Here is a 20,560-nt window from a genome sequence, read left to right on the forward strand (position 1 = left end):
CCGGGTGTGCCGGACGACTTCCGGTGCGCCGGACGGTCCCGGGTCTGCCGGACGGCTTCCAGCCTGGCCGAAGCGGCGTCGGCACGCGCGGCGACGGTGCGCGTGCCCGCTGTTGCGACATCCGGGGCACGGGGGGAGAAATGGAACCCAGCGGCAGAAGCGTTCCCCGCCGGCCCTCTGCGCCGGCCGCCTACGAAACGGAGCCGCCATGAGTTCCCAACCCCCTCCCTCCGGCCCGCCCGTCGGCCCCCCGTCCGGCCCGCTCTCGGGCGGCGGCGCGGCCGGCCCGCCCTCCGTCCCGCCACCGCCCTCCGGGCCGCCGGGACAGTCCGGACCGCCCACCGGCGGCCCAGGGCGCGGGCCCCGCCGTCCGTGGTGGCGCTCCGGACGCGGCATCGCGGTGGGCGCGGGGGTGCTGGCGGCGGCCGTGGTGGCCACCGTGCTGGTCGTGAACAACCAGAGCGGCGGCAGCAAGAACGAGATGGTGCCGACCGCCAACGAGGTCGCGCTGCAGGCGCCGGCCGACTCGGGCCCCGACCCGTTCACCCAATCGGTGGAAACCACCCCGGTGAGCGCCCCGGCCCCCGCCCCGGTGACCTCCCCCGCGCAGCAACCCGGCCACAGCGCCTCGCCGGCCGCCCTACACAGCGTGCAGGGGACGTCGAGCGGGGTCTACGGCGGGACGATGTCCAAGCCGAGCTGCGACACCGAGCGGCTGATCGCGATGGTCTCGACCGGCGACGTCGGCCGGGCCTGGGCGTCGGCCGCGGGCATCGACCAGGGCACGATCCCGTCCTACCTGCGCTCGCTCACCTCGGCGTACCTGCGCGTGGACACCCGGGTGACCAACCACAACTACAAGAGCGGCGTGGTGACGGAGTACCAGTCCGCGCTCCAGGCCGGCACCGCCGTCCTGGTGGACGCGCAGGGCGTGCCCCGGGTGCGCTGCTCGTGCGGCAACCCGCTGAAGGCGCCGGTGCTGGTGGCCAACGCCAAGTACATCGGCAGGCCGTGGCAGGGCTTCGAGCCGACCACGCTGATCATCGTCGTGCCGGCGCCGCAGCCGGTGACCGAGATCATCCTGGTCAACATCCAGACGGGCGGCTGGTTCTCCCGTGTGACCGGACGGCTCGAAGTGATCGACCGGCCCGTGGGGCCGCCGAGGGAGCCGCTGGTGCCGTGGATCCCGCCGCCCACGCCGTGGCGGCCGGGCACGCCGTCGGGGACGGCCTCGACATCGGCCTCGGGGACCACGACGTCGGGTTCGACGACCTCGGGTTCGACGACCTCGGGCTCCACGACCTCGGGTTCGACGACGTCCGGGTCCACGACGTCCGGGTCCACGACCTCCGGCTCGACCACCTCCGGGTCCACGACGTCCGGGTCCACGACGTCCGGCTCGACCACGTCGGGCTCCACGACCTCCGGGTCCACGACCTCCGGCTCGACCACCTCGTCGGGCGGGCCGTCGTCCTCCTCGGGCAGCCCGTCCGAAACGAAGGCGACGGCGACCACCACCTCCCCCGGCACGCCGACGTCGACGGCCACGTGCCGGCCGGCCGGCACACCCGGCACGCTGCCGACGTGCCCGCCCACGGCGACCGCGTCCCTCAAGACGACGTCCGCGGGCACCACATCCGCCGGCACCACGACGTCGACGACTCCCACGCACACGCCGACGGTCCACACCCCGACGGCGACGTGCGCGACCACCGCCCCGGCCACGCTGCCGGCCTGCGCAACGACCTCGGCCCCGACCCCCTGATCGCGTGACTCCCCCGCTGCCACCGGCCGTTCGGCCCGCCGGTGGCAGCGGCACGCGTCAGGGCAGCAGCACCCGGGTGTCGTCCGGCCCGAGCACCCGCCCGTCCGCCGCCCGCACCTCCACCGGCGCGACCGGCGCGCTGGACGCCCGCTCGACCAGGCGCGCGCGGGGCTCGTCGGCCCCGAAGAACCACTGGTCGCCCCACTGCCGCAGCGCCGTGACCACCGGGAACAGCGCGCGGCCCTTCTCGGTGAGCAGGTACTCCTGGTACGGGCCGCCGTCGGCGGCGGGCGCGAGCTCGAAGACGCCGTTCGCGACGAGGCTGGCGAGGCGCGCCGACAGGACGTTCTTCGCGAGGCCGAGGTTCTTCTGGAACTGCCCGAAGCGCCGCAGCCCGTCGAAGGCGTCGCGGACGATCAGCAGCGTCCAGCCGTCGCCGACGACGTCGAGCGGACGGGCGACCGGGCAGGCCGACTCCTCGTGCGTGGTGCGCTTCGGCACGTCCGCCGCCTCTCCTCCTCGGTCGTTCCGGTCACTCAGGGTATCGGTTGCCATCGAACCCGGCGGGCGTTCCGGGGCAGGCCGCGGGACGGCGGCCACGGACTCCGGCCACCGCCCCGCGAACCCGCCGGCCCTCGGAACCCGTGGGCACTCATAACCCGCCGGCCCTCAGTCGACGCAGGGGATCCCGCCCGCCTTGACCGCCGGTCCCTGCATCGGGAGGCCGGCCGCCGGGTCGCCCTGATCACCGGAGGGAGCGGCGGACGGCGCGGCGCTCGGCGTGGCGGCACGGGCGCTGCCCAGCGTGACCACGACGTGCCCCGCGGGCACGCCCGAGGCCGCCGTCGCGGTGACGCCGTAGCGGGCCGCGATCGTCTGGGCGTCGGCCTTGGCGCCGGTGCCGTAGGTGACCGTGGTGGTCTTCGTCTTGACCGCCGCGTCGCCCACCTTGCCCGCCGGGTAGCCGAGTTCGGTGAGCGCCTTGGACTCGTTGGCCGCCGCGCCGGGCCCGGCGGCCGTCACCGCGAGCACGTCCACGGTCGCCTTGTCCTTGGCGGGCGTCGCCGCGGCCGTCGTGGGCGCGGCGCTCGCGGCGGCGGCGTCCCCGGGATCGGGCGCGGCCTGGACGGGCGCCGGGTCGCGGCTGAAGAGCTGCCGGGTGATCTTCTTGATCAGGTCCGGGTTGACGGTGTTGACCTCCTGGCCGCCGACCGTCTTGAACCCGGTGATCGGCAGGGTGTTGAACTCGACGTTGCCGCCGGTGAGGTTGGGCGCCTGCTGGGCGAAGTCGAGGATGTTCCACTCGTTGTCGATGACGACGTCCTTCTTCACCACCCCGAAGAGCTTCTGCATCTGGCCGAAGTCGTTGAGGATGCCCTGCTGCTTGAGCTTGTACTCGACCGAGGAGATGAACGCCTGCTGGCGGTGGGTGCGGTCGAGGTCGCCGTTGGTGAGGTGGTGGCGCTGGCGGACGAAGGAGAGCGCCTGGGCGGCGTCCAGCGAGCTGATGCCGGCGGGCAGCTTGAGCCCGGTGCCGCCGCCCTCGTGGCTCGCGGTGCGGGCGATGATCGGGTCGTCGACCGGGTGGTTGAGGCAGACCTGGATCGGCTCGACCGCCTTGGCGATGTCGTAGAAGCCGATCAGGTTGACCTCGGCGAAGTGGTCGATCGGGACGTCCAGGAAGCTCTGCACCGTCTGGATGGTGGCCGAGCGCCCCGCCTCGCGGCTCTGCCGCTCCAGCTCCGCCTTGGAGAGCCCCTTGTTGGCGAGCTTCGCCTCGGCGGCCTCCTTGGCGATCCCGTACGCCTCCTTGATCTTGTGCATCTTGCCGTCCGCGCCGACCGTCTGCACGTAGTCGTCGCGCGGGACGGACAGCGCGGTGACCTTGCCGCCGTTGGCCGGGATGTGCAGGACGATCAGCGCGTTGGTGTTGTACCCGCCGATCTCGCTCGACCCGGCGTGCAGCTCGTCCTCGACGAACTGCTTCGGCAGGTCGTTGCCGTCCATGTCCTTGCGGCTGTCGAGGCCGATCAGCAGCAGGTTCACCGACTTGTCGAGGTGCGGCGGGGCGTTCTTCTTGGCCTCGCCGAGCGCGCCGGACTTGGTCATGCCGTCGTCGAGGCTGCGGTACTCGTACCACGTGAAGCCGCTCGCCCCGAGCACGGCCACCGAGACGGCGCAGGCGATGGTGCGGGCCGCGACCGCCAGCGGCGCCGGCCCGCTGCGCGCGGCCCGCCCGCGCGGGGTCCTGCGGTCAGCCACGTCGACTCCTCCGGTTGCCGTCGGATGTCCCGCCGCCGCCGGCCCTGGCCTCCGGCTGCCGGCCCTCCGGCCGCCGCCGGTCGACGACGGCCTTGGCCACGATCACCACGAGCGCCGCCACCACCGCCGCCGCCATCACCGGGAACGCCCCGACGACCCAGCGCAGCGCGCCCGTGCCGAGCTGCTTGGTGTTCTGGTACTGGTCACCGTTGAACACGTACTCCGTGGCGGAGGCCGTGACCAGCACCACGAGCGGCGCGCCGGTCACCACCCACCAGCGGCCCGCCGGGCTGCACAGCAGCGCGGCGAGCCCGGTGCCGAGGACGGCGGCGACGGCGAAGAAGACGCCGACGCCCGGGCCGCCCAGCTCGTCCGCCACGGCGCCGGCCAGCGGCAGGCCGATCGCCAGCACGACCGCCACGAGGCTCCCGCGCTTCTGCGCCTGCTGCTTGCGCCGCGCGGCGGCGTTCGCGCGCTGGCCCCGCGAGCCGGCCGCCGGGGCCGGCTCGCCCGCGCCCGCCGAACGCGACCGCTGCGCGGGGACTGCGGCGTCGTCGGGGCGCGGCCCGGCCTCCTGGTACGGCGTTCTCGCCCGCTGCCCGGCCATGCGCACTTCCCTCGATCGTTTCGGCTGCCGCGGCGCGAGCGCGCCGCTCTGCGTGCCGGGACGCGGAGCGTCCAGGCAGCGGTTCCCGCTTCTACAGCGCTGTAGAAGCGGGACTGGAGCATACAAACCCATTTCAGCAAAGTCACCCGCCGTGCTCCGCACCGGCGGACCACCGGGTGGCCGTCGCTAGGATGGTCATGATCCGAACGATCATGCCCCCCGCCACGTCGGCACATCAACAGGAACGCATCAGAGGAGCAGAGCGTCACCATGTTTGAGAGTCTGAAGAACCTCGCGGACAAGGCCACCGACCTCGCCCGCGAGCACAGCGACGTGATCGGGCAGGGTCTGGACAAGGTCGGCGACGCCATCGACGACCGGACGGACGGCAAGTACAGCGGCCACATCGACACCGGTGTCGAGAAGGCCAAGGACTTCCTCCGCAACCTCGACGGCGAGCGGAAGCCGGGCGAGTAGCACCCGCCGGACGCACGTCCACCAGTACGGATATCGAACGGAATTCCGGACGGACGGGGAGGGGCCGGCAACGGTGAGCGAAGAACAGGGCGGACCCCGCTGGGGACGCTGGATCGCCGTCGGCCTCGTGGTCGCCGTCGGCTGGGGCATGATCCGCGGCGGCGACCACCCCGGTGCACCGTCCGCCTCACCCTCCGCCCCCCCGGCCTCCTCCTCGTCCGCCGAGTCCTCCTCGTCCGCCCCTTCCTCGCCCCCCGCGCCGTCCTCCTTGCGGGACTACGACCCCGCCGACTACGCGAAGCCCGTCCGCGAGTACGCGGCCCAGGCGGGCGTGAACCCGCAGCTCGTGATGGCGATCCTCTACAACGAGTCCTACAAGCCGCACGACCCCGACCTCGAACGCGCCTGGCAGCGCAGCAAGCCCGACGCCTCCTTCGGCATCGCCAACATGCACCGCGCCGCGTTCGACGACACCAAGAAGGGCCGCGACTTCGCCTCCCGCCGCTGGGAAGAGCTCCCCGACGACCGCAACCTGGCCGTCCAGGCCGAGTCCTGGCACCTGCGCGACCTCGCCGACCAGCTCCCCGCCAAACCCGCCGGCCCCTACACCCGCGACGAACTCCTCGCCCTCGGCTACAACACCGGCTCCTCCAACATGCTCGCCTTCGCCCGCGGCGCCAAACCGGGCTCGCAGGCGCAGTCCTACCTCGACCGCCTCCACGACAACTGGCAGAAGTCCGCGGACGCGGTGAAGTGACCCGGCGGGCCCGGGCGGCCGGACCCGGTCCGCCAGGTCCCGGCCGTCAGGGGGTGGCCGTCAGGGGGTCGTGCTGCTCAGCTGGGTGGTCCACTTGGAGCGCCAGGCCAGGGCGTCGGTGACGGCTTCGGTGATGGTGCGGCGCGGGGTCCAGCCGAGGAGGGATTCGGCGGTGTCGATGGCGGCGTAGCAGCCGATGACGTCGCCGGGGCGGGGGCCGGCCTCGCGGACGTCGAGGCGGGCGCCGACGGCGGTTTCGAAGGCGGCGACCAGTTCGCGGACGGTGGTGCCCTCGCCGGTGCCGACGTTGACGACGCGGTAACGCTCGGCGGCGCCCGGGGCGATCACCTCGTCGAAGCGCAGGAGGGCCGCCACGTGGGCGTCGGCGACGTCCTGGACGTGGATGTAGTCGCGGATGCCGGAGCCGTCGCGGGTCGCCCAGTCGGTGCCGGTGACGGTGAACGGGGTGCCGGCGCCGTGGGCCTCGATCAGCTTGCCGAGGGCGTGCGAGGGGTGGAGGTCCTGGAGACCGGTGCGCAGCTGCGGGTCGGCGCCGATCGGGTTGAAGTACCGCAGGGTGATGACGCGCTGGTCCTCGGCGTCCTCGCCGCGGGTCCAGTCCTGGAGGATGCGTTCCATCATCTGCTTGGTGCGCGCGTACGGGCTCTGGGCGTCGACGGCGCAGGTCTCGTCGACGCGGCCGTCCGGGGTGGGCGCGTAGATGGAGGCCGAGCTGCTGAAGACGACGCGGGTGCAGTGGTGGCGCTGGAGGGAGTCGAGGAGTTCGACGGTCTTGGCGACGTTCTCGCGGTAGTAGTAGAGCGGCTTGGCCACCGATTCCGGGACGACGATCCGGGCCGCGCAGTGCAGGGTGGCGTCGATGTCGGGGTGTTCGGCGAAGACCCGGTCGAGGAGCTCGGAGTCGGCGATGTCGCCCTGGTAGAAGATCCTGTCCTCGACGAATTCGGCCCGGCCCCTGGACAGGTCGTCCAGCACGACCGGGGTCACTCCCCGGTCGAGCAGCGTGGACGCGACCGTGCTGCCGATGTAACCCGCCCCGCCGGTGATGAGGACCTTCTTCATAGGCCGCGCTCGCTTTCGTCCGTCCGGCCGCCGGGTGGCGGCCGGTCCTGAGACCAGGGACGGCGGCGCGGAGCGGACGGTTCCACCACGTACCGTGGCGGCAAGGGTCAGCGGCGGGCGGCGCGGGCGCGGAGCCAGTAGCCGACGGCGACGAGGACGACGGCCGCGGTGGCGGTGGCGATGGCGGCCCAGGTGGTCGTGTCCGACGTGGTCTCGTGGGCCGGCGGCGCGGCGGCGTGGGCGGCCTCGGGGGCGGCGGCGGACGTGGGGCCGGCGCTGCTGACGACCGGTGAGACGGACGGCGGGACGACCGGCGAGACGGACGGCGGGAGGGACGGCCCGGCCGGGGCGGGGCCGGTCATCGCCGGGGCCGGGTCGGTGATCGCGGCCGCTTCGACGTCGAGTTCGCGCTCGCCGTGCCCGAGCGACGGGAAGGCGCAGTCGACGGTGACCTTCCAGTGCCCGGCGGGCAGCGTCTCGCGCGTGGTGTACGTCCCGGGGCGGCCCGGGACGGGGACGAGCACCCAGGGGCCGGCCGAGCGGCCGTCGCCGGAGGTCGCGGCGAGCGTGCCGGCGAACTCGTCGACGACCGGGTCGCGGTCGTTCTCGAAGGTGGCGACGGTGGTCACGTGGCCGTTCTGCTGGCCGGGGATCTCCAGGTGGACGGTGTCGCCGTGGGCGGAGGCGGGGAGGGCGGCGAGGCCGAGGGCGGTCACGGCGAGCGCGGGGGCGGCGAGGAGCGTTCGGGTGCGCATGGCGGGGGTTCCTCGTGGGGGTGGGGGCGTGCGGGCGGAAACGGGTGCGGGTGCGGCCGCCACCACCGGTGAGGTGGTGACGGCCGCACCCGGGGTCCTCAGGGGACTCAGGCGGTCTTCTGCAGCGACCAGTTCTGGTACGGCTGGCCGTTCGGCTGCTGGAGCTCCAGCAGCCAACCACCGTAGTACCAGCGGTCGCTGACCCCGAGCACCAGCGAGCTGCCGGCCGCGGTCAGGCTGAACCCGCCGCCGGCGGAGGTGATCTGCCACTTCTGGGTGGCGGCGTCGGAGCACGGCTGCTGCGCGACGTACTGGCCGGCGACCGGATCGCCGCCCAGCTGCAGGCACTTGTCGGAGCGGACCGACTTGATCCGCACCGCGCCGTCGCCGGCGTCCTCGAACGCCCACTTCTGGTTGGCGTAGCCGGTGCGCTGGTAGGCGATGGCGACGGTGCCGTCGTTCATCGAGCTGCCCCACAGGTCGGCGGCCTGGCCGGTGAGGCCGTTGACCATCGTGTAGTGGGCGCCGGGCTGCGGGCGCCCGGCGTCGGCGGCGGTGCGGAAGGTGACAGTGCGGCCCGGCTTGCCGACGGACCCGGCGGCGTCGCGGACGGCGACCGCGACGCTGTACGAGGTGCCGGGGGCGAGGCGGACGAGGCCGACGACGGTGGCGCGGACGGTGCCGATGGTCTGGCCGCCGAGCAGGACGTCGTAGCCGGCCGCGTTCGGGACGCCCGGCCAGCTCAGCATGACCGAGTTCTGGGTGACCTGACTGACCGTCACATCAGGCGAGCCGGTGCCGGCGGTGGGGGTGCCGGTCGGGGTCGGGGTCGCGGTCGGGCTGCCGGTGGCGGTCGGGGTCGCGGTCGGGGACGGCGATCCGGTCGTGCCGCCGCCGGGCGTCGGGGACGGCGACGCGGTGCGGGTGGGCGACGCGGTCGGCGACGGCGTGGGGGTGGCGGTCGGCGACGGGTTGGGGTTGGGGCCGGTGCCACCGCCGTTGCCGGTGATCAGGAAGCGGTTGTTGGCGACGTTCCAGTGCGAGGAGAGGTAGCTGCCCGGCTTCGGGTCGGTGCTGTAGTAGTCGTCGTGCGTGCAGTCGAGCCGGTCGTAGTGCGCGCGGTCCGGGCAGACCACCTTCATCTGCGGGTAGTACGGGTAGTCCGAGTAGCACATCAGGTCGTAGTCGTAGACGCAGTGGCCGCCCTTGCTGGTGCTCGGCGCGCTGTTGTTCACCGCGCCCAGGTTGTGGCCCAGTTCGTGCGCCGCGGTGTGCCCGCCCCAGCAGCCCGAGTCCGTCCGGCCGTACGAGGGGCCGAAGTTGCTGAGGTTGTCCTGGCCGGGGCGCTCGTCGCCGGCGAAGGTGCCGATGCCGCAGTACACCTTGGCATCGGTGAACATCATGTACTTGCGGTCCTTCCGGTTGAACCCCTGCGCAGCGACGGCGTCGTTGCTCGCGTTGAAGTCCTGGAGCGCCGCGTCGGAGATCTGCACGTTCAGCACGGACGCGGAGCAGTCGGAGTCGGTGACGAAGCGGACGTGCCGCGCGCCGCCGGTCTCCTGGGCGCTCGCGTTGTAGATGACGTCGACGTCGGCGGCCCACTTCTTGAAGGAGGCCAGGTACTGGGCGTAGCGGTCGTTGCCGGGAGCGTGGAGGTACACCACCTGGATGCGGTTGCCGCTGCTGCCGTCGCCCTCGCAGACCACGGACGAACCGCCGGACGCGGCGGGGGTGCTCTGCTGCGGGGCACCGGCCGGGTCGCCCAGCAGCGCCTTCTGGCCGGCGTCGAGGACCGGCGTGGCGCCCTTCAACAGGTCGGCGGCGGACGGGGGCTGGGCGTTGGCGGCCGGGGTGAGCACCGGTGCCTGGGCGGCCGCGGCGGCCACCGGCGCGACGTCCTTGTGGATGTCGACGTCCTTCGGCGGGGCGTCCGGGCCGTGGCTGCACAACTGACCGTTGGAGACCTGCAGCGAGCCGGCGCAGCGGTCGCCGTTCGGCAGGCTCAGACCGGCGTAGACCAGGCCGCGGTCGGGCTGGTCCTTGGGTATCTCCTTGAGCGGGGCGGCCTTCTGGTCGCGCTTGGGCGCGGGGGCCTGGGTCGCGCCCTCGGCGGTCCCGGTCTCGCCGCTGCCGTCGTCGGACACCACACCCGCCTGGTTGCCCAGGACCGGACCGTCCGCCGAGACACTGGCGTTGGTGCGGCTGCCCGCCGGTTCGAGCGCCGTCGAGATGCCGAGCGCACCCGCGACCAGGCCGGCGGCGACCGCCGCGGCGATCAGCGTCGTCCTGCGGGTGAACCGCCTGCGCCTGCGTCGACGGAGCTCCGTGCTGCGGTGTCCCATCGCGTTCCTTTCCTCGTGCGACGGCCCGCGCCCCTGTGGTGACGGGCGCCGGGCCTTCCGACACGTGGGAGACCGGATGGGACGGGTGGGAATAACAGAAACTTCTTTCGAAAATCTTCGGGGAACGTGAACGGGCCCTGGGCGCAGGGGGCATCAGCCCACGTCAGGCGGCTCCGGACGGCTTCGAACGGCTTCAGGAGGCTTCAGGCGGCTTCAGGCGGCGTGTGCGGGCCGCCGCACGGCCGGGCCCGGGTCCTGCCGGGCCGCGCCCCGGCCGCGGCGCAGCCGGGCGAGGGCGACGGCCAGCGCCGCCGGGTCCCCGCCGAGCCAGAGCCGCAGGGCCGCGGACAGCGCGGCGCTGGCCGGGCCCGCCGCCGGACCGCCCGTCCGGGAGATCCGCTCGCCCAGCAGCGGCAGCAGGTCGCCGACCGGCGCGGGCAGCCACAGCGTCACGGCGCAGGGCGCGGGCCGGGCGAGCACGCGCCGCAGCCGGCGGGCGGCGGCGTCGCCGTCCAGGGCGGGGATGACGTCCAACAGGCCGTCCACCGCCACGTCGGAGACGTCCCCGCCGCGGTCGCGCGCCAGGGAGCGCAACAGGGCCCGCTCCGCGGCGCTGATCCGGACGGTCACCATGACCTCGTCGTCGCAGTCCATGTGATCCCAGTTCCCGTCTCGTGGCGTCGGACCGGTTCGGTGGCGGAGCGGCGTACGGGGGATTCCTGCCCCCCGACCGTCCCGCCCTCACCTCCCGGCCCTCGGCTTCGTGTCCGCACGGTGCAGATCACACCGAGCCGTTCCGGCGACCGGCGTCGGGTACGGGCGTGAGCGCGGGCCGGTGGCGCAGACGGGTCATCAGGGAACCTCCTTGTCCGCCACCATGCTGGACCCGCCCGCGGCCGACCGGCGAGGGCCGAAAGACCCTGCCGGCGGGGCACGCACGGGCGCACCGGTGCACCGCCATCACCGCAGGTCGCGGCGGGCGTGCGGGCCGGCCGCCGGGGCGCGCGGGCGGGTGTCGCCGATCGACCGTTGGGGTGATCCACCCGCACGCGGCGCAACGCCCGTCCGAACGGCGCGTTTCCTATGGCGTGCGCCCTCTGGGAAGGACGTACGCGGGGCTCCGCGGTGACCGGTTCCCCGCCTTCCGGCCGGCGCGACGGCGCATCCCGCGGTACCGCCGCACCGGCCCATCTGGTGAGAGGTAGTGTCATGACCCTGACGACGGAGACACTCACGACGAGCGGCACACCGGCGGCGCGAAGGACGGCGGCGGCCCCCGGGACGCCGAAACCGGTCACTCCACCCAAGGCCAACCCGCCGACAGCCGTCCGGCCGACACCGACCCTGCCGACACCGACCCCGCCGACAGCCGCTCCACCGAGGGCCACCCCACTGGAAGCACCGAAAGCCACGAGAGCCCTCGCCCCCGCGGCCGTCCCGCCGCTCGCCCCCGGCGCGCTCCCCGGCCTCGGCCACGCCGCCGCCCTGCTGCGCGACCCGCTCGGCTTCCTCGGTTCGCTGGCCCGCCACGGCGGCGTGGTCCGCATCCGGCTCGGCCCGCGCACCGTCTGCGTGGTCACCGACGCGCCGCTCGTCCACGCGCTGCTCACCACCCACGCCCACGGCTGCCCGCGCGGCGCCGTCCAGGACACCCTCAGGACGGCCTTCGGCGACGGCCTGCTGATGTCGGAGGGCCAGGCCCACCGCGACCGCCGCCGGGTGATCCAGCCCGCCTTCGGCCCCGACCGGATGGCCGGGTACATCGCCGTCATGCACCGGGTCACCGAGGAGCGGGCCGCCCGCTGGCGGCCCGGTCAGGTCCTCGACGTGGCCAAGGAGATGAACCACCTCGCGCTGGAGATCGTCACCCGCTCCCTGTTCGACGCCCGGCTCGGCGAGGACGCCACGCTCGCCTTCCACCGCGCGCTGCCGGACCTGGTCAAGGGCCAGATCGTCCAGTCGCTCTACCCCCACCCGGCCATGGCCCGGCTGCCGCTGCCCGTCAACCGGCGCTTCGACGCGGCCGTCCGGGTGCTCAACCGGGTCGTCGACCAGGCCGTCAACGGCCGTGCGGCGAAGGGCGGTCCAACCGACGGCGGTCCGGCCGACGGCGGTCCGGCCGGCACGCTGCCCGCCGTGCTGCGCGCCGCGACCGACCCGGCCACCGGCCGTCCGCTCACCGAGGCCGACGTGCGCTCCGAGGCGATCACCATGTTCGGCGCCGGGACGGAGACCGTCTCCACCACCCTCACCTGGCTGATCGACGAACTCCTGCGCCACCCCGAGGTGGAGGCCCGCGTCCTCGCCGAGCTGGACGAGCACCTGCCCGCGGGCACCGTCCCCACGCCCGAAGCCCTCGCCCGCCTCACGTACACGCGCGCCGTCGCCCAGGAGGTGGTGCGGCTGCACGCGCCCAACGCGTTCCTGATGCGCACCGCGCAGCTGCCCGTCGAGCTCGGCCCGTACCGGATCCCGGCCGGCACCGAGCTGCTGTACAGCCTCACCGCGCTGCACCGCGACCCGGTCCGCCACCCGGACCCGCTCGCCTTCCGCCCCGAACGGTGGCAGGACGGCGGCGCCGGGCGGCAGTCCTACCTGCCGTTCGGCGCGGGCAAGCACAAGTGCATCGGCGAGGCCTTCGCGTGGGCCGAACTGACCGTCGCGGCGGCCGCGATCCTGCGCCGCTGGCGGCCGGTGGCCGTCCCCGGGGCGCGGGCCCGCGAGGTGGTCTGGACGACCGTCCAGGCGCACGGGCTGCGGGTCCGGCTGGCCCCGCGCGAGAGCGGCGGGGGGCGGCAGGAGACGGCAGCGGGCCGGTGTCCGGCCGACCATCCCACCCTCCGGCCCGCCACGCACCCGGTCCGCCGACCCGCTCGCCCGGCCGCCGAACTGGCCGCCGCCACCGCCCGGCACGCCGACTGGGCGGTCGACCGCGGCCTTCTCACCCGCGCCGAGCTCGCCCGCTACCAGGCCTACACCCTGCCGGAGTTGATCGGCCACGCGTACCCGCGCACCCGGGGCGCCGACCTCGACCTCCTGATCGACGTCCTCGGCTGGTTCACCATCCTCGACGACCGCTTCGACGGCTCGCCCGGCCGCCGGCCCGCCGAGGCACGGGCGATCGTCGACCCGCTGATCGCCGTGTTGGACGGCGCGGCACCGGCCGTCGGGGACGACCGGCTCACCGCCGCCTGGCGCGAACTGTGGCATCGGCAGACCGGGCCGGCCTCCCCGGCCTGGCGCGCCCGCGCCGCCCGCGAGTGGCAGGCCTGCCTCGCGACCTTCCCCGCCGAGGCCGAGCACCGCGCCCACGGCACCGTCCCCCGTCTCGGCCTGGCCGAGACGATGCGGCTGCGCCGGCACAGCAGCTGCCTCTACCCGTTCATGAACATACTGGAACGCGTCCACGGCGCCGACGCCCCCGCCGCGCTGCACGCCGAACCCGCCCTGCACCGGCTGCGCGCCCACACCGCCGACGCCGCCACGCTGATCAACGACCTCTACTCGCTGCAGCGGGAGGAGCGCCAGGGCGCTGCCGCCTTCAACACCGTGCTCGCGCTGCAGCGCCTGCGCGGCTGCACCCGCGCGCGGGCCGTCGGCGCGGTCCGCGCCCGGGTCGCGCAGCTGCGCAACGAGAGCGCGCTGCTGCGCCGCGAGCTGCTGCGACGGCACCCGGAGAGCGACTGGTACCTCGACGGCACCCGGGAGCTCGTCGACGGCGTGCAGGCCTGGACGAGCACCAGCCGCCGCTACCACTAGCGGACGACCCCGGTCCGCTACTTCCGGCCGCCGAGCGCGAAGAGCAGCAGCACGAAGCCGGCGAACAGGTGTGTGGCGAAGATGTAGATGCCCGCGCGGATGAGCATCGCCTTGCGGCGGCGCTTCTCGTCGCTCGTGCTGTCGGGCGTGCTCTCGCTCATGGCGGCGGGTTCTCCTCGGGTGGAACGGTCTGCGGTCCGGACGCGCGGCGGACGGATGGTCCGGCGGCCGGACGGAACGGCGGCCGGACGCCTCAGCGGCCCGGCAGCGCCGCCCCGGGCGCGCGCAGTTCGGTGAGCAGCGCGCCCTGGTCGGTGATCAGCTCGGTCAGGATCCGCCGCGCGGCCCGCAGCAGGTCGGCGACGTCCGGGGTGCTGAGCGCGTACACCACGGTGTTGCCCTCGCGGGTGGCCGTGACCAGCTGGGTGCGGCGCAGCACCGCGAGCTGCTGGGAGAGGTTGGAGGGTTCGACCTCGATCTCGGCCAGCAGCTCGCGGACCGGCCGGGGGCCGTCCTGGAGGAGCTCCAGGACCCGGATCCGGACCGGGTGGCCGAGGGTGCGGAAGAACTCCGCCTTGGCCTGGTACAGCGGGACGGGCATCGTCCGCTCCCTCCCTCGTGTGCGGCTGGGTCGACGGCCGGGTGCGGGGCGCACGGCCGGCAAGCATCATCCTTGGAGATGAAGAATTCTTCAAGTCGTCACAGCATCGGCGCGGGGTCACGGCGGCATCGGAACGGCCCGAAGGGGCGCGGCCACCCCGAACACGGTTGCGGAGGCCGAGCCCGGACGCTGCCAACTCCCGGGCTCGGCTGTCGAGGTGACGCGCCGTCAGAACCCTACAGGCAGATCCGCCACCACCGGAGGGCAGAACCGGGAAAAGGGACGGACGGCGGCGTCGGCCACCGGCCCTACCGGCGGGCCAGGACCTGCCGCGCCCCGCCCGCGTCCGCCGAACGCCTGATCGCGTCGAGCAGGCGGTGCATCCCTACGCCCTCGTCGAAGCCGGGCACGCCGTGCTCCCCCGTCCGGAGGTCACGGGCCAGCCGGGCGTACAGCCGGGCCACGTTGAAGCCCTCGGCATCCCGGCCGATCCCGGGCACCTGGTACCGGTCCGGGAGCGACACCTCCCGGAACCCGCCGCCGGGGGCGTCCGCCCGCAGCAGGCGCAGCTCGCCGATCTGGATGCCGGCCGGACCGCCCGGCCCGGTCGAGACGATCGCCAGGGCGCCCTCGGTGCCCGTGATCTCCAGGCGCGTCCCGGCATCCGCGCCCTCGGCGTCCTGAACGGTGGCCGACAGGCGGACGCCGCCGAGGAGGGTCCCGTCGAGGCGGAGCCGGTCGGGACTGGTCGCGACGACCGTGGCGCCGGTCTCGGCGACGGTGTACGCGGACCGCGAGACGGACGTGACCGCCGTCAGCTCCTCGATCCCGCCGAGCACGTGCTGCACGGCGTCGAGTGTGTGCCCGCCCGCGACCTCCAGCATCCCGGCGCCGTTGGCGCGGTCGAGCGTGTAGGCCGCCCAGCCAGGAATCAGCCCGCCCGCACCCTTGCCGCGGGCGGCGTGGACGGTCGCCGAGGTGATGCGCCCGAGGCTGCCACCGGCCACCAGCTCGCGGGCGTGGGCGAGCGCCGGGGCGTACCGCGCCTGGAGCCCGATCACGTGGTGCACGCCGGCACCGCGGGCCGCCGCCGCGAGCGCCTCCGCCTCGGCGGTGGTCCGGGACAGCGGCCACTCGCAGTACACGTGCTTGCCGGCCGCCAGCGCGGCCCCGACCAGCTCGGTGTGCGCGGGCACCTTCACGGTGACGACGACCAGGTCCACGTCGGGGTGCCCGGCCAGCCGCGCGGCGTCCGTGAAGGCGTGCGCCGCACCGAAGGCGCGGGCCGCCGCCCGGGCGCTCTCCGGGCGGCTGGTGCCGACGGCGGTGATCTCGTACTGCGGCAGCGCCCGCAGCGCGGGCAGGTGCGCCCGGACGGCCCACCCCCGGTCGGGGTTCGCCCCGATGATGCCGACCCGGATCTTCCGCGGTTCCACGACGGATGCCCCAGCGGATGCCCCAGCGGATGTCACGACAAGCCCCCAAACCATAAACGGACAGACCTTGTCCGTTTGATCTGCCGAGGACTCTAGCCAAGCGGACAGGATTGGTCCAGTTAGCGGCTAGGATCGGCCCGTGAACACACCACCGGACGCCGCATGGAGCACAGCGCCAACCATGGCGCCGAACGCGCCGTCGCCGGCACCGCGCGGCAGCACCGTGGACCGCCTGCTCGCCGACGCGTCGGGCCGGCTCCCTCGCGCCGACGCCCGGCGCAACGTCGAACGCCTCGTGGCGGCCGCCAGGACGGCCGTGGCCGAGGTCGGCGTCGGCGTCTCCGCCCACGAGATCGCCCGCCGGGCGGGCGTCGGCGTCGGCACCTTCTACCGGCGCATCCCCTCGCTGGAGGTGCTGCTCGAAGCGCTGCTCGACGAACTCCTCGGCGAGATCGCGGACCGCGCCGACGACGCCCTGGCCGACCCCGACCCCTGGCACGGGTTCTGCGGATTCGCCGCAGCCTACGTAGGGCTGCGCGCCGAGAGCTGCGGCATCGGCGAGGCACTCGGCGGGGCCTGCGGGGACTCGCTCGCCCGGCAGCTGGCGGACCTGCGGGCCCGGATCCGGCAGCTCGTCGAACGCGCCCAGGAGGCGGGCGCGATGCGCGCGGACGTCGCATGGGAGGACGTCCCGTTCCTGCTCGCCGCCGCCGCGACCGGCGAACGCACCCTGGGCCTACGGGCCGACGAGCAGCAGTGGGAGCGCAACCTCCGCATCATCCTCGACGGGCTGCGCACCGCACCGCCCGCGCTCTGAGGCCCGCCGTCAGTCGAGTGCGGCGCGCAGGCCCGTGATGCGGGCGAGGGAGGCGTCGAAGGCCGCCCGGTCCAGCCGGCCCGAGTCCAGGGCGGCGGCGACGGCGGCGGCCGCGTCCTCGCCCTGCTGCGGGTCGCGGGCCGAGCACAGCAGGAGGTCCATGCCGGCGTCGGCGGCCGCGACGGCACGGGCACCGGTGTCGCCGTACGGGGTGAGGGCGCCGGCTTCGAGGGCGTCCGTCACCGTGACGCCGCCGAAGCCCAGGCGCTCCCGGAGCTCGCCCCGCACGATCGCGGGCGACAGGCCCGCCGGGCGCTCGGCGTCGAGCGCCGGGTAGACCGCCCAGGAGGCCATGACCAGGTGGACGCCCGCCGCGATCGCCGCCCGGTACGGCTCCTCGCCGCGGGCCCGCAGCTCGGCGAGCGGCACGGACAGGGTGACCGGGCGCTCGTCGGTGTTCTCGTCCCGGGCGGCCGAGCCGAGACCGGGGAAGTGCTTCGCGGTGGCGGCGACCCCGAGGCCCTGCTGCGCGGCGGTGAACGCGCTGCCCAGCCGGCCCACCGCGGCCGGGTCCCGGCCGTACGAGCGCTCGTGGCGGTCGATGAAGTTGCCCGGGGTGTCGTAGACGTCGAGCACGGGGGCGAGGTTGACGTTCAGGCCGGACTCCGCGAGGTTCTCCCCCGCGCCGGCGCCCGAGCGGGCCGCCTCGGCGAGCGGGTCGGGCGCCAACCCGGTGGCGCGGGCCGAGAGTTCGGGCGCACCGGGCAGGCGGCGGACCTTGCCGCCCTCCTGGTCGGTCATCAGCAGCAGTGGCTCCGGCACCGGCGACTCCGCCGCGGCCTGCCGCAACTGGCCGACGGCTTCGGCCAGTTGCTCGGAACTGGTGACGTTCTCGCCGAACAGGATGACCCCGGCCGCCCGGCCCTCGCGGATCGCCTGGAGCACCACGGGCGACGGGGTCGGCCCCGGGTACGAGTAGACGATCCGGCGGCCGGCGAGCAGCCGGGAGTCGAGCGTGGACGGCATGGCGGCGCTCCTCTCCACCGGGCCTGACGCGCGGGCCGGCACCGGCACCGAGCCGGCCGGGACGACCGGCCCGAGCGCGGCGGCCAGGGCCGAGAGCACCGCCACGAGCTGGGCGGAACGCCGGAGCGGGGACATCGGGGCCTCCCGGAACGGGACGGACGGGAACGGGACGGACGGGAACGGGACGGACGGGAACGGGACGGACTCCACACGCGGGAAGCGCGTACGGTCCGTCAGCGTACCCAACGAACCGGCCACATGGTGGCGGCTGCGCACGCATGCGGCCGATGGGCCCGACGTCGTGTCGGGCCCATCGGTCGTTCTGCTTCACGGCACGCCCTCGGCGAGGTTCAGCGGCACAGGGCGGTGTCCACGGCGCGTTCGAGATTCCTCCGGGCCGCCTCGTCGGTGAGCTGCATGGTGACCGCGACGTTGGCGGCGCGGCCGTCGTCGGTGGCGCCGCCCCGGGTCTCGTACCCCGGGAAGCTGCCGCCGTGGCCCCAGGCGAGGCCGCCGCACGGTAACGGGCGGCTGACGAGTCCAAGTCCGTAGCGGGCGCCGGGGCCGAAGGTCGCTTCGGCGGGGACGGTGGAGCGCATCTGGGCGAGCTGGGCCGCTGGGAGGAGGTGGCCGGCCAGGAGTGCGCTGAAGAAGCGGTTGAGGTCGGAGCCGGTGGAGACCATCTGGCCTGCCGCCCAGCCCCAGGAGGGGTCGATCTCCGTGATGTCGCGCAGCGGCGCGTCCGCCGATTCCCGGTAGTAGCCGTGGGGGTGGGGCTCCCGGATGCTCGCGTCACCGGGAGCGGGGAAGTAGGTGTGGCGCAGCCCGGCGGGTCGGACGACGCGCCGGCCGATCTCCTCGGCCAGGGGGCGGCCGGTGACCTTCTGGACGATCAGGCCGGCGAGCACGTAGTTGGTGTTGCTGTACTTCCAACTCGTCCCGGGGGCGAAGTCGGCCGGGTGCTGGAGGGCTGTGGCGAGCAGTTCGTGGGGTGCGTAGTACCGGACGTCGTCCCCGAGGTAGTCGCTGTAGTTGGGGAGTCCGCTGGTCTGCTGGAGGAGCTGGCGGACGGTGATGCGGCGCCCGTCGATCCCCTCCCCGCGGACGAGGCCGGGCAGGTAGGTGTCGACGGAGGCGTCCAGGTCCACCCTCCGCTCCGCGACGAGCTGGAGGACGACGACCGCGACGAAGGTCTTGGTGTTGCTGCCGATCCGCACCTGCCCGTCGACGGGTACCGGTGCGCCGGTGGCCAGGTCTCCGACTCCTGCGGGGTAGGTCCGGGTGCGGCCGTTCCGGTCCTGGACGCTCGCCAGCGCGGCGGGCATCCCGTCGTCGCGCACCAGCGCGTTCAGGCTCCGCTGGACGGAATCCTGCCTGGCGGCGGAGGCCTGGGGCGCCGACAGGACGCCCGGCGTCATAACGCCGATGGCCACTGCGACGGCGGCCGGCAGGGCCCGTCGCCGCCGAAGTCCTTGCCGTGTCCGTCCACGCATGAGTCAACTCCTGGGGGATTGCCGGATCTTCGTTCGGATCGCCCGGGCCCGGCGAGCCGGGCCCGGGCGGGGTGGCGTGCCTCAGCCGCACAGGGCCCTGTCCACGGCGTCCTTCACGTGCTGGGTGGCCGCCTCGTCCGTCGGGATGGTGGTGACCGCGACGTTGGCGGCGCGGCCGTCATCGGTGACACCGCCCCGGGTCTCGTACCCCGCGATGTCGCCGCCGTGGCCCCAGTAGACGCCGCCGCACGACAGCGGCCTGCTCGTGAGCCCCAGCCCGTAGCGGAGGCCTGAGGTCCCGGCGGGGACGGTCGTGCGCATCTCGGCGAGCTGGTCCGCCGGGAGGAGGTGGCCGGCGAGGAGCGCGGTGAAGAAGCGGTTGAGGTCGGAGTTGGTGGAGATCAACTGGCCTGCGGCCCAGCCGGCGGAGGGGTCCAACTCCGTGAAGTCGCGCAGCGGTCCGTCCGCCGGGTTTCGGTGGTAGCCCTGGGGGTGCGGCTCTCGGATGGTCATCTCGCCAGGGGCGGGGAAGTAGGTGTGGCGCAGCCCGATGCGCTTGATGATGCGCCGGTCCATCTCCTCGGCGAGGGGGCGGCCGGTGACCTTCTGGACGATCAGGCCCGCCAGGACGTAGTTGGCGTTGCTGTACCCCCACGTCGTCCCCGGAGCCGCGTCGGCCTTGTACCGGAGGGCGATGTCGAGCAGCTCGCGGGGCTCGAAGTACCGGTTCCTGATCTCGTCGTCGTCGAGGTGGATGCCGTAGTCGGGGAGTCCGCTGGTGTGCTGGAGGAGCTGGCGGACGGTGATGCGGCGCCCGTCGATCCCCTCCCCGCGGACGAGGCCGGGCAGGTAGGTGTCGACGGAGGCGTCGAGGCCGATCTTCCCTTCGCCGACCAGTTGCAGGACCACGACCGCCGTGAACGCCTTGGTGTTGCTGCCGATCCGTACCTGGCCGTCCCTGGGTACCTTCGAGCCGGTGGTCAGGTCGCCGACTCCTGCGGTGTAGGTGCGGGTGCGGCCGTTCCGGTCCTGGACGCTCGCCAGGGCGGCAGGCATCCCGTCGTCGCGCACCAGCGCGTTCAGGGCCTGCTGGACGGCGTCCGGCCTGACGGCGGCAGCAGCGGAGGCGGCTGCGGAATCGGAGGTGGAGGCGGAGGCGGCGGGCGGGGCGAGGGCGCCCAGCGTCATGGCGCCGATGGCCACCGCGGCGGCGGCCGACACCGCTCGTCGCCGCCTGCCGCCCTGCTGCCGGGTCGAGGAACGAAGGCCCTGCCGGATCTGAGCACGCATCAGTCAACTCCTGGGGATCGTTTGGTCTGGGCACGATCCTGGTTTCCAGGGGCCTCTGACCGCATCGCGGGAAGACGGGAGAAATCGCTC

At 74.3% G+C, this 20,560-nt stretch carries 18 protein-coding genes; 5 read left to right on the plus strand and 13 right to left on the minus strand.

Translation table 11 applies throughout. The features are described from left to right. The first annotated feature begins 208 nt into the window (after window positions 1-208). Window positions 209-1,765 (plus strand): DUF6777 domain-containing protein, encoded by a 1,557-nt coding sequence (locus ACFVSN_RS03685; RefSeq protein WP_387590272.1) that lies wholly within the window; start codon window positions 209-211, stop codon window positions 1,763-1,765. 57 nt (window positions 1,766-1,822) lie between these two features. Here the strand turns inward: ACFVSN_RS03685 and ACFVSN_RS03690 are convergent, their stop codons facing one another. The 3 genes from ACFVSN_RS03690 to ACFVSN_RS03700 form a co-directional block, all read right to left on the minus strand. After that, a complete protein-coding gene (locus ACFVSN_RS03690; RefSeq protein WP_387590269.1) occupies window positions 1,823-2,266 on the minus strand; it encodes a winged helix-turn-helix transcriptional regulator in 444 nt (147 codons plus the stop codon). A gap of 168 nt (window positions 2,267-2,434) precedes the next feature. Further along, window positions 2,435-4,027, minus strand: a complete 1,593-nt coding sequence (locus ACFVSN_RS03695; protein ID WP_387590266.1) for an LCP family protein — start codon at window positions 4,025-4,027, stop codon at window positions 2,435-2,437. Further along, a complete protein-coding gene (locus tag ACFVSN_RS03700) occupies window positions 4,020-4,634 on the minus strand; it encodes a DUF6542 domain-containing protein (RefSeq protein WP_387590263.1) in 615 nt (204 codons plus the stop codon). The genes ACFVSN_RS03695 and ACFVSN_RS03700 overlap by 8 nt, the downstream gene beginning before the upstream one ends. 270 nt (window positions 4,635-4,904) lie before the next feature. Between ACFVSN_RS03700 and ACFVSN_RS03705 the strand changes: the two genes are divergently transcribed. Together ACFVSN_RS03705 and ACFVSN_RS03710 are read left to right on the plus strand one after the other, a co-directional pair. Continuing rightward, window positions 4,905-5,111 carry an antitoxin gene (locus ACFVSN_RS03705; protein WP_380495625.1) on the plus strand — a complete coding sequence of 69 codons (207 nt, stop codon included), beginning with the start codon at window positions 4,905-4,907 and terminating at the stop codon, window positions 5,109-5,111. A gap of 148 nt (window positions 5,112-5,259) precedes the next feature. Then, window positions 5,260-5,868 carry a lytic transglycosylase domain-containing protein gene (locus tag ACFVSN_RS03710; protein ID WP_387590614.1) on the plus strand — a complete coding sequence of 203 codons (609 nt, stop codon included), beginning with the start codon at window positions 5,260-5,262 and terminating at the stop codon, window positions 5,866-5,868. Between the two features lie 60 nt (window positions 5,869-5,928). On the opposite strand, the gene galE is transcribed toward ACFVSN_RS03710, so the two are convergent. The 4 genes from galE to ACFVSN_RS03730 all read right to left on the minus strand — a co-directional run bounded on the left by galE (window position 5,929) and on the right by ACFVSN_RS03730 (window position 10,702). Beyond that, window positions 5,929-6,951 carry a UDP-glucose 4-epimerase GalE gene (gene galE, locus ACFVSN_RS03715; RefSeq protein ID WP_387590260.1) on the minus strand — a complete coding sequence of 341 codons (1,023 nt, stop codon included), beginning with the start codon at window positions 6,949-6,951 and terminating at the stop codon, window positions 5,929-5,931. Window positions 6,952-7,058: 107 nt separating this feature from the next. Next, window positions 7,059-7,706 carry a hypothetical protein gene (locus tag ACFVSN_RS03720; protein WP_387590257.1) on the minus strand — a complete coding sequence of 216 codons (648 nt, stop codon included), beginning with the start codon at window positions 7,704-7,706 and terminating at the stop codon, window positions 7,059-7,061. 107 nt (window positions 7,707-7,813) lie between these two features. Beyond that, entirely contained in the window at window positions 7,814-10,048 is a 2,235-nt protein-coding gene (locus tag ACFVSN_RS03725; protein ID WP_387602299.1) for an RICIN domain-containing protein, read from the minus strand. A gap of 213 nt (window positions 10,049-10,261) precedes the next feature. After that, window positions 10,262-10,702: a hypothetical protein gene (locus ACFVSN_RS03730; protein WP_380440321.1), complete on the minus strand. Its 441-nt coding sequence runs from the start codon at window positions 10,700-10,702 to the stop codon at window positions 10,262-10,264. Between the two features lie 555 nt (window positions 10,703-11,257). Here ACFVSN_RS03730 and ACFVSN_RS03735 point away from each other — a divergent pair. Next, a complete protein-coding gene (locus ACFVSN_RS03735; protein ID WP_387602303.1) occupies window positions 11,258-13,807 on the plus strand; it encodes a cytochrome P450 in 2,550 nt (849 codons plus the stop codon). Between the two features lie 17 nt (window positions 13,808-13,824). Here ACFVSN_RS03735 and ACFVSN_RS03740 read toward each other — a convergent pair whose 3' ends face one another. The 3 genes from ACFVSN_RS03740 to ACFVSN_RS03750 form a co-directional block, all read right to left on the minus strand. Further along, a complete protein-coding gene (locus tag ACFVSN_RS03740) occupies window positions 13,825-13,968 on the minus strand; it encodes a DUF6126 family protein (protein ID WP_380440317.1) in 144 nt (47 codons plus the stop codon). Window positions 13,969-14,060: 92 nt separating this feature from the next. Further along, window positions 14,061-14,408, minus strand: coding sequence for a metalloregulator ArsR/SmtB family transcription factor (locus ACFVSN_RS03745; protein WP_359958530.1), 348 nt, complete (start codon window positions 14,406-14,408; stop codon window positions 14,061-14,063). A 308-nt stretch (window positions 14,409-14,716) separates the two neighbouring features. Further along, complete coding sequence (locus tag ACFVSN_RS03750) at window positions 14,717-15,844, minus strand: Gfo/Idh/MocA family protein (protein ID WP_387602308.1); 1,128 nt, start codon at window positions 15,842-15,844, stop codon at window positions 14,717-14,719. Between the two features lie 181 nt (window positions 15,845-16,025). Between ACFVSN_RS03750 and ACFVSN_RS03755 the strand changes: the two genes are divergently transcribed. Then, window positions 16,026-16,661 (plus strand): TetR/AcrR family transcriptional regulator, encoded by a 636-nt coding sequence (locus ACFVSN_RS03755; RefSeq protein WP_387602311.1) that lies wholly within the window; start codon window positions 16,026-16,028, stop codon window positions 16,659-16,661. Window positions 16,662-16,670: 9 nt separating this feature from the next. Here the strand turns inward: ACFVSN_RS03755 and ACFVSN_RS03760 are convergent, their stop codons facing one another. From ACFVSN_RS03760 to ACFVSN_RS03770, 3 genes are all read right to left on the minus strand, one after another. After that, the gene (locus tag ACFVSN_RS03760) at window positions 16,671-17,822 is read right to left on the minus strand and encodes a glycoside hydrolase family 3 N-terminal domain-containing protein (RefSeq protein WP_387602314.1); all 1,152 of its coding nucleotides are present in this window, start codon (window positions 17,820-17,822) and stop codon (window positions 16,671-16,673) included. Window positions 17,823-18,037: 215 nt separating this feature from the next. Continuing rightward, entirely contained in the window at window positions 18,038-19,180 is a 1,143-nt protein-coding gene (locus ACFVSN_RS03765; RefSeq protein ID WP_387602317.1) for a serine hydrolase domain-containing protein, read from the minus strand. Window positions 19,181-19,261: 81 nt separating this feature from the next. Beyond that, a complete protein-coding gene (locus tag ACFVSN_RS03770; protein WP_387602320.1) occupies window positions 19,262-20,470 on the minus strand; it encodes a serine hydrolase domain-containing protein in 1,209 nt (402 codons plus the stop codon). Window positions 20,471-20,560 lie beyond the last annotated feature (90 nt).

This window comes from Kitasatospora sp. NPDC057904, from assembly GCF_042887925.1.
GTDB lineage: Bacteria > Actinomycetota > Actinomycetes > Streptomycetales > Streptomycetaceae > Kitasatospora.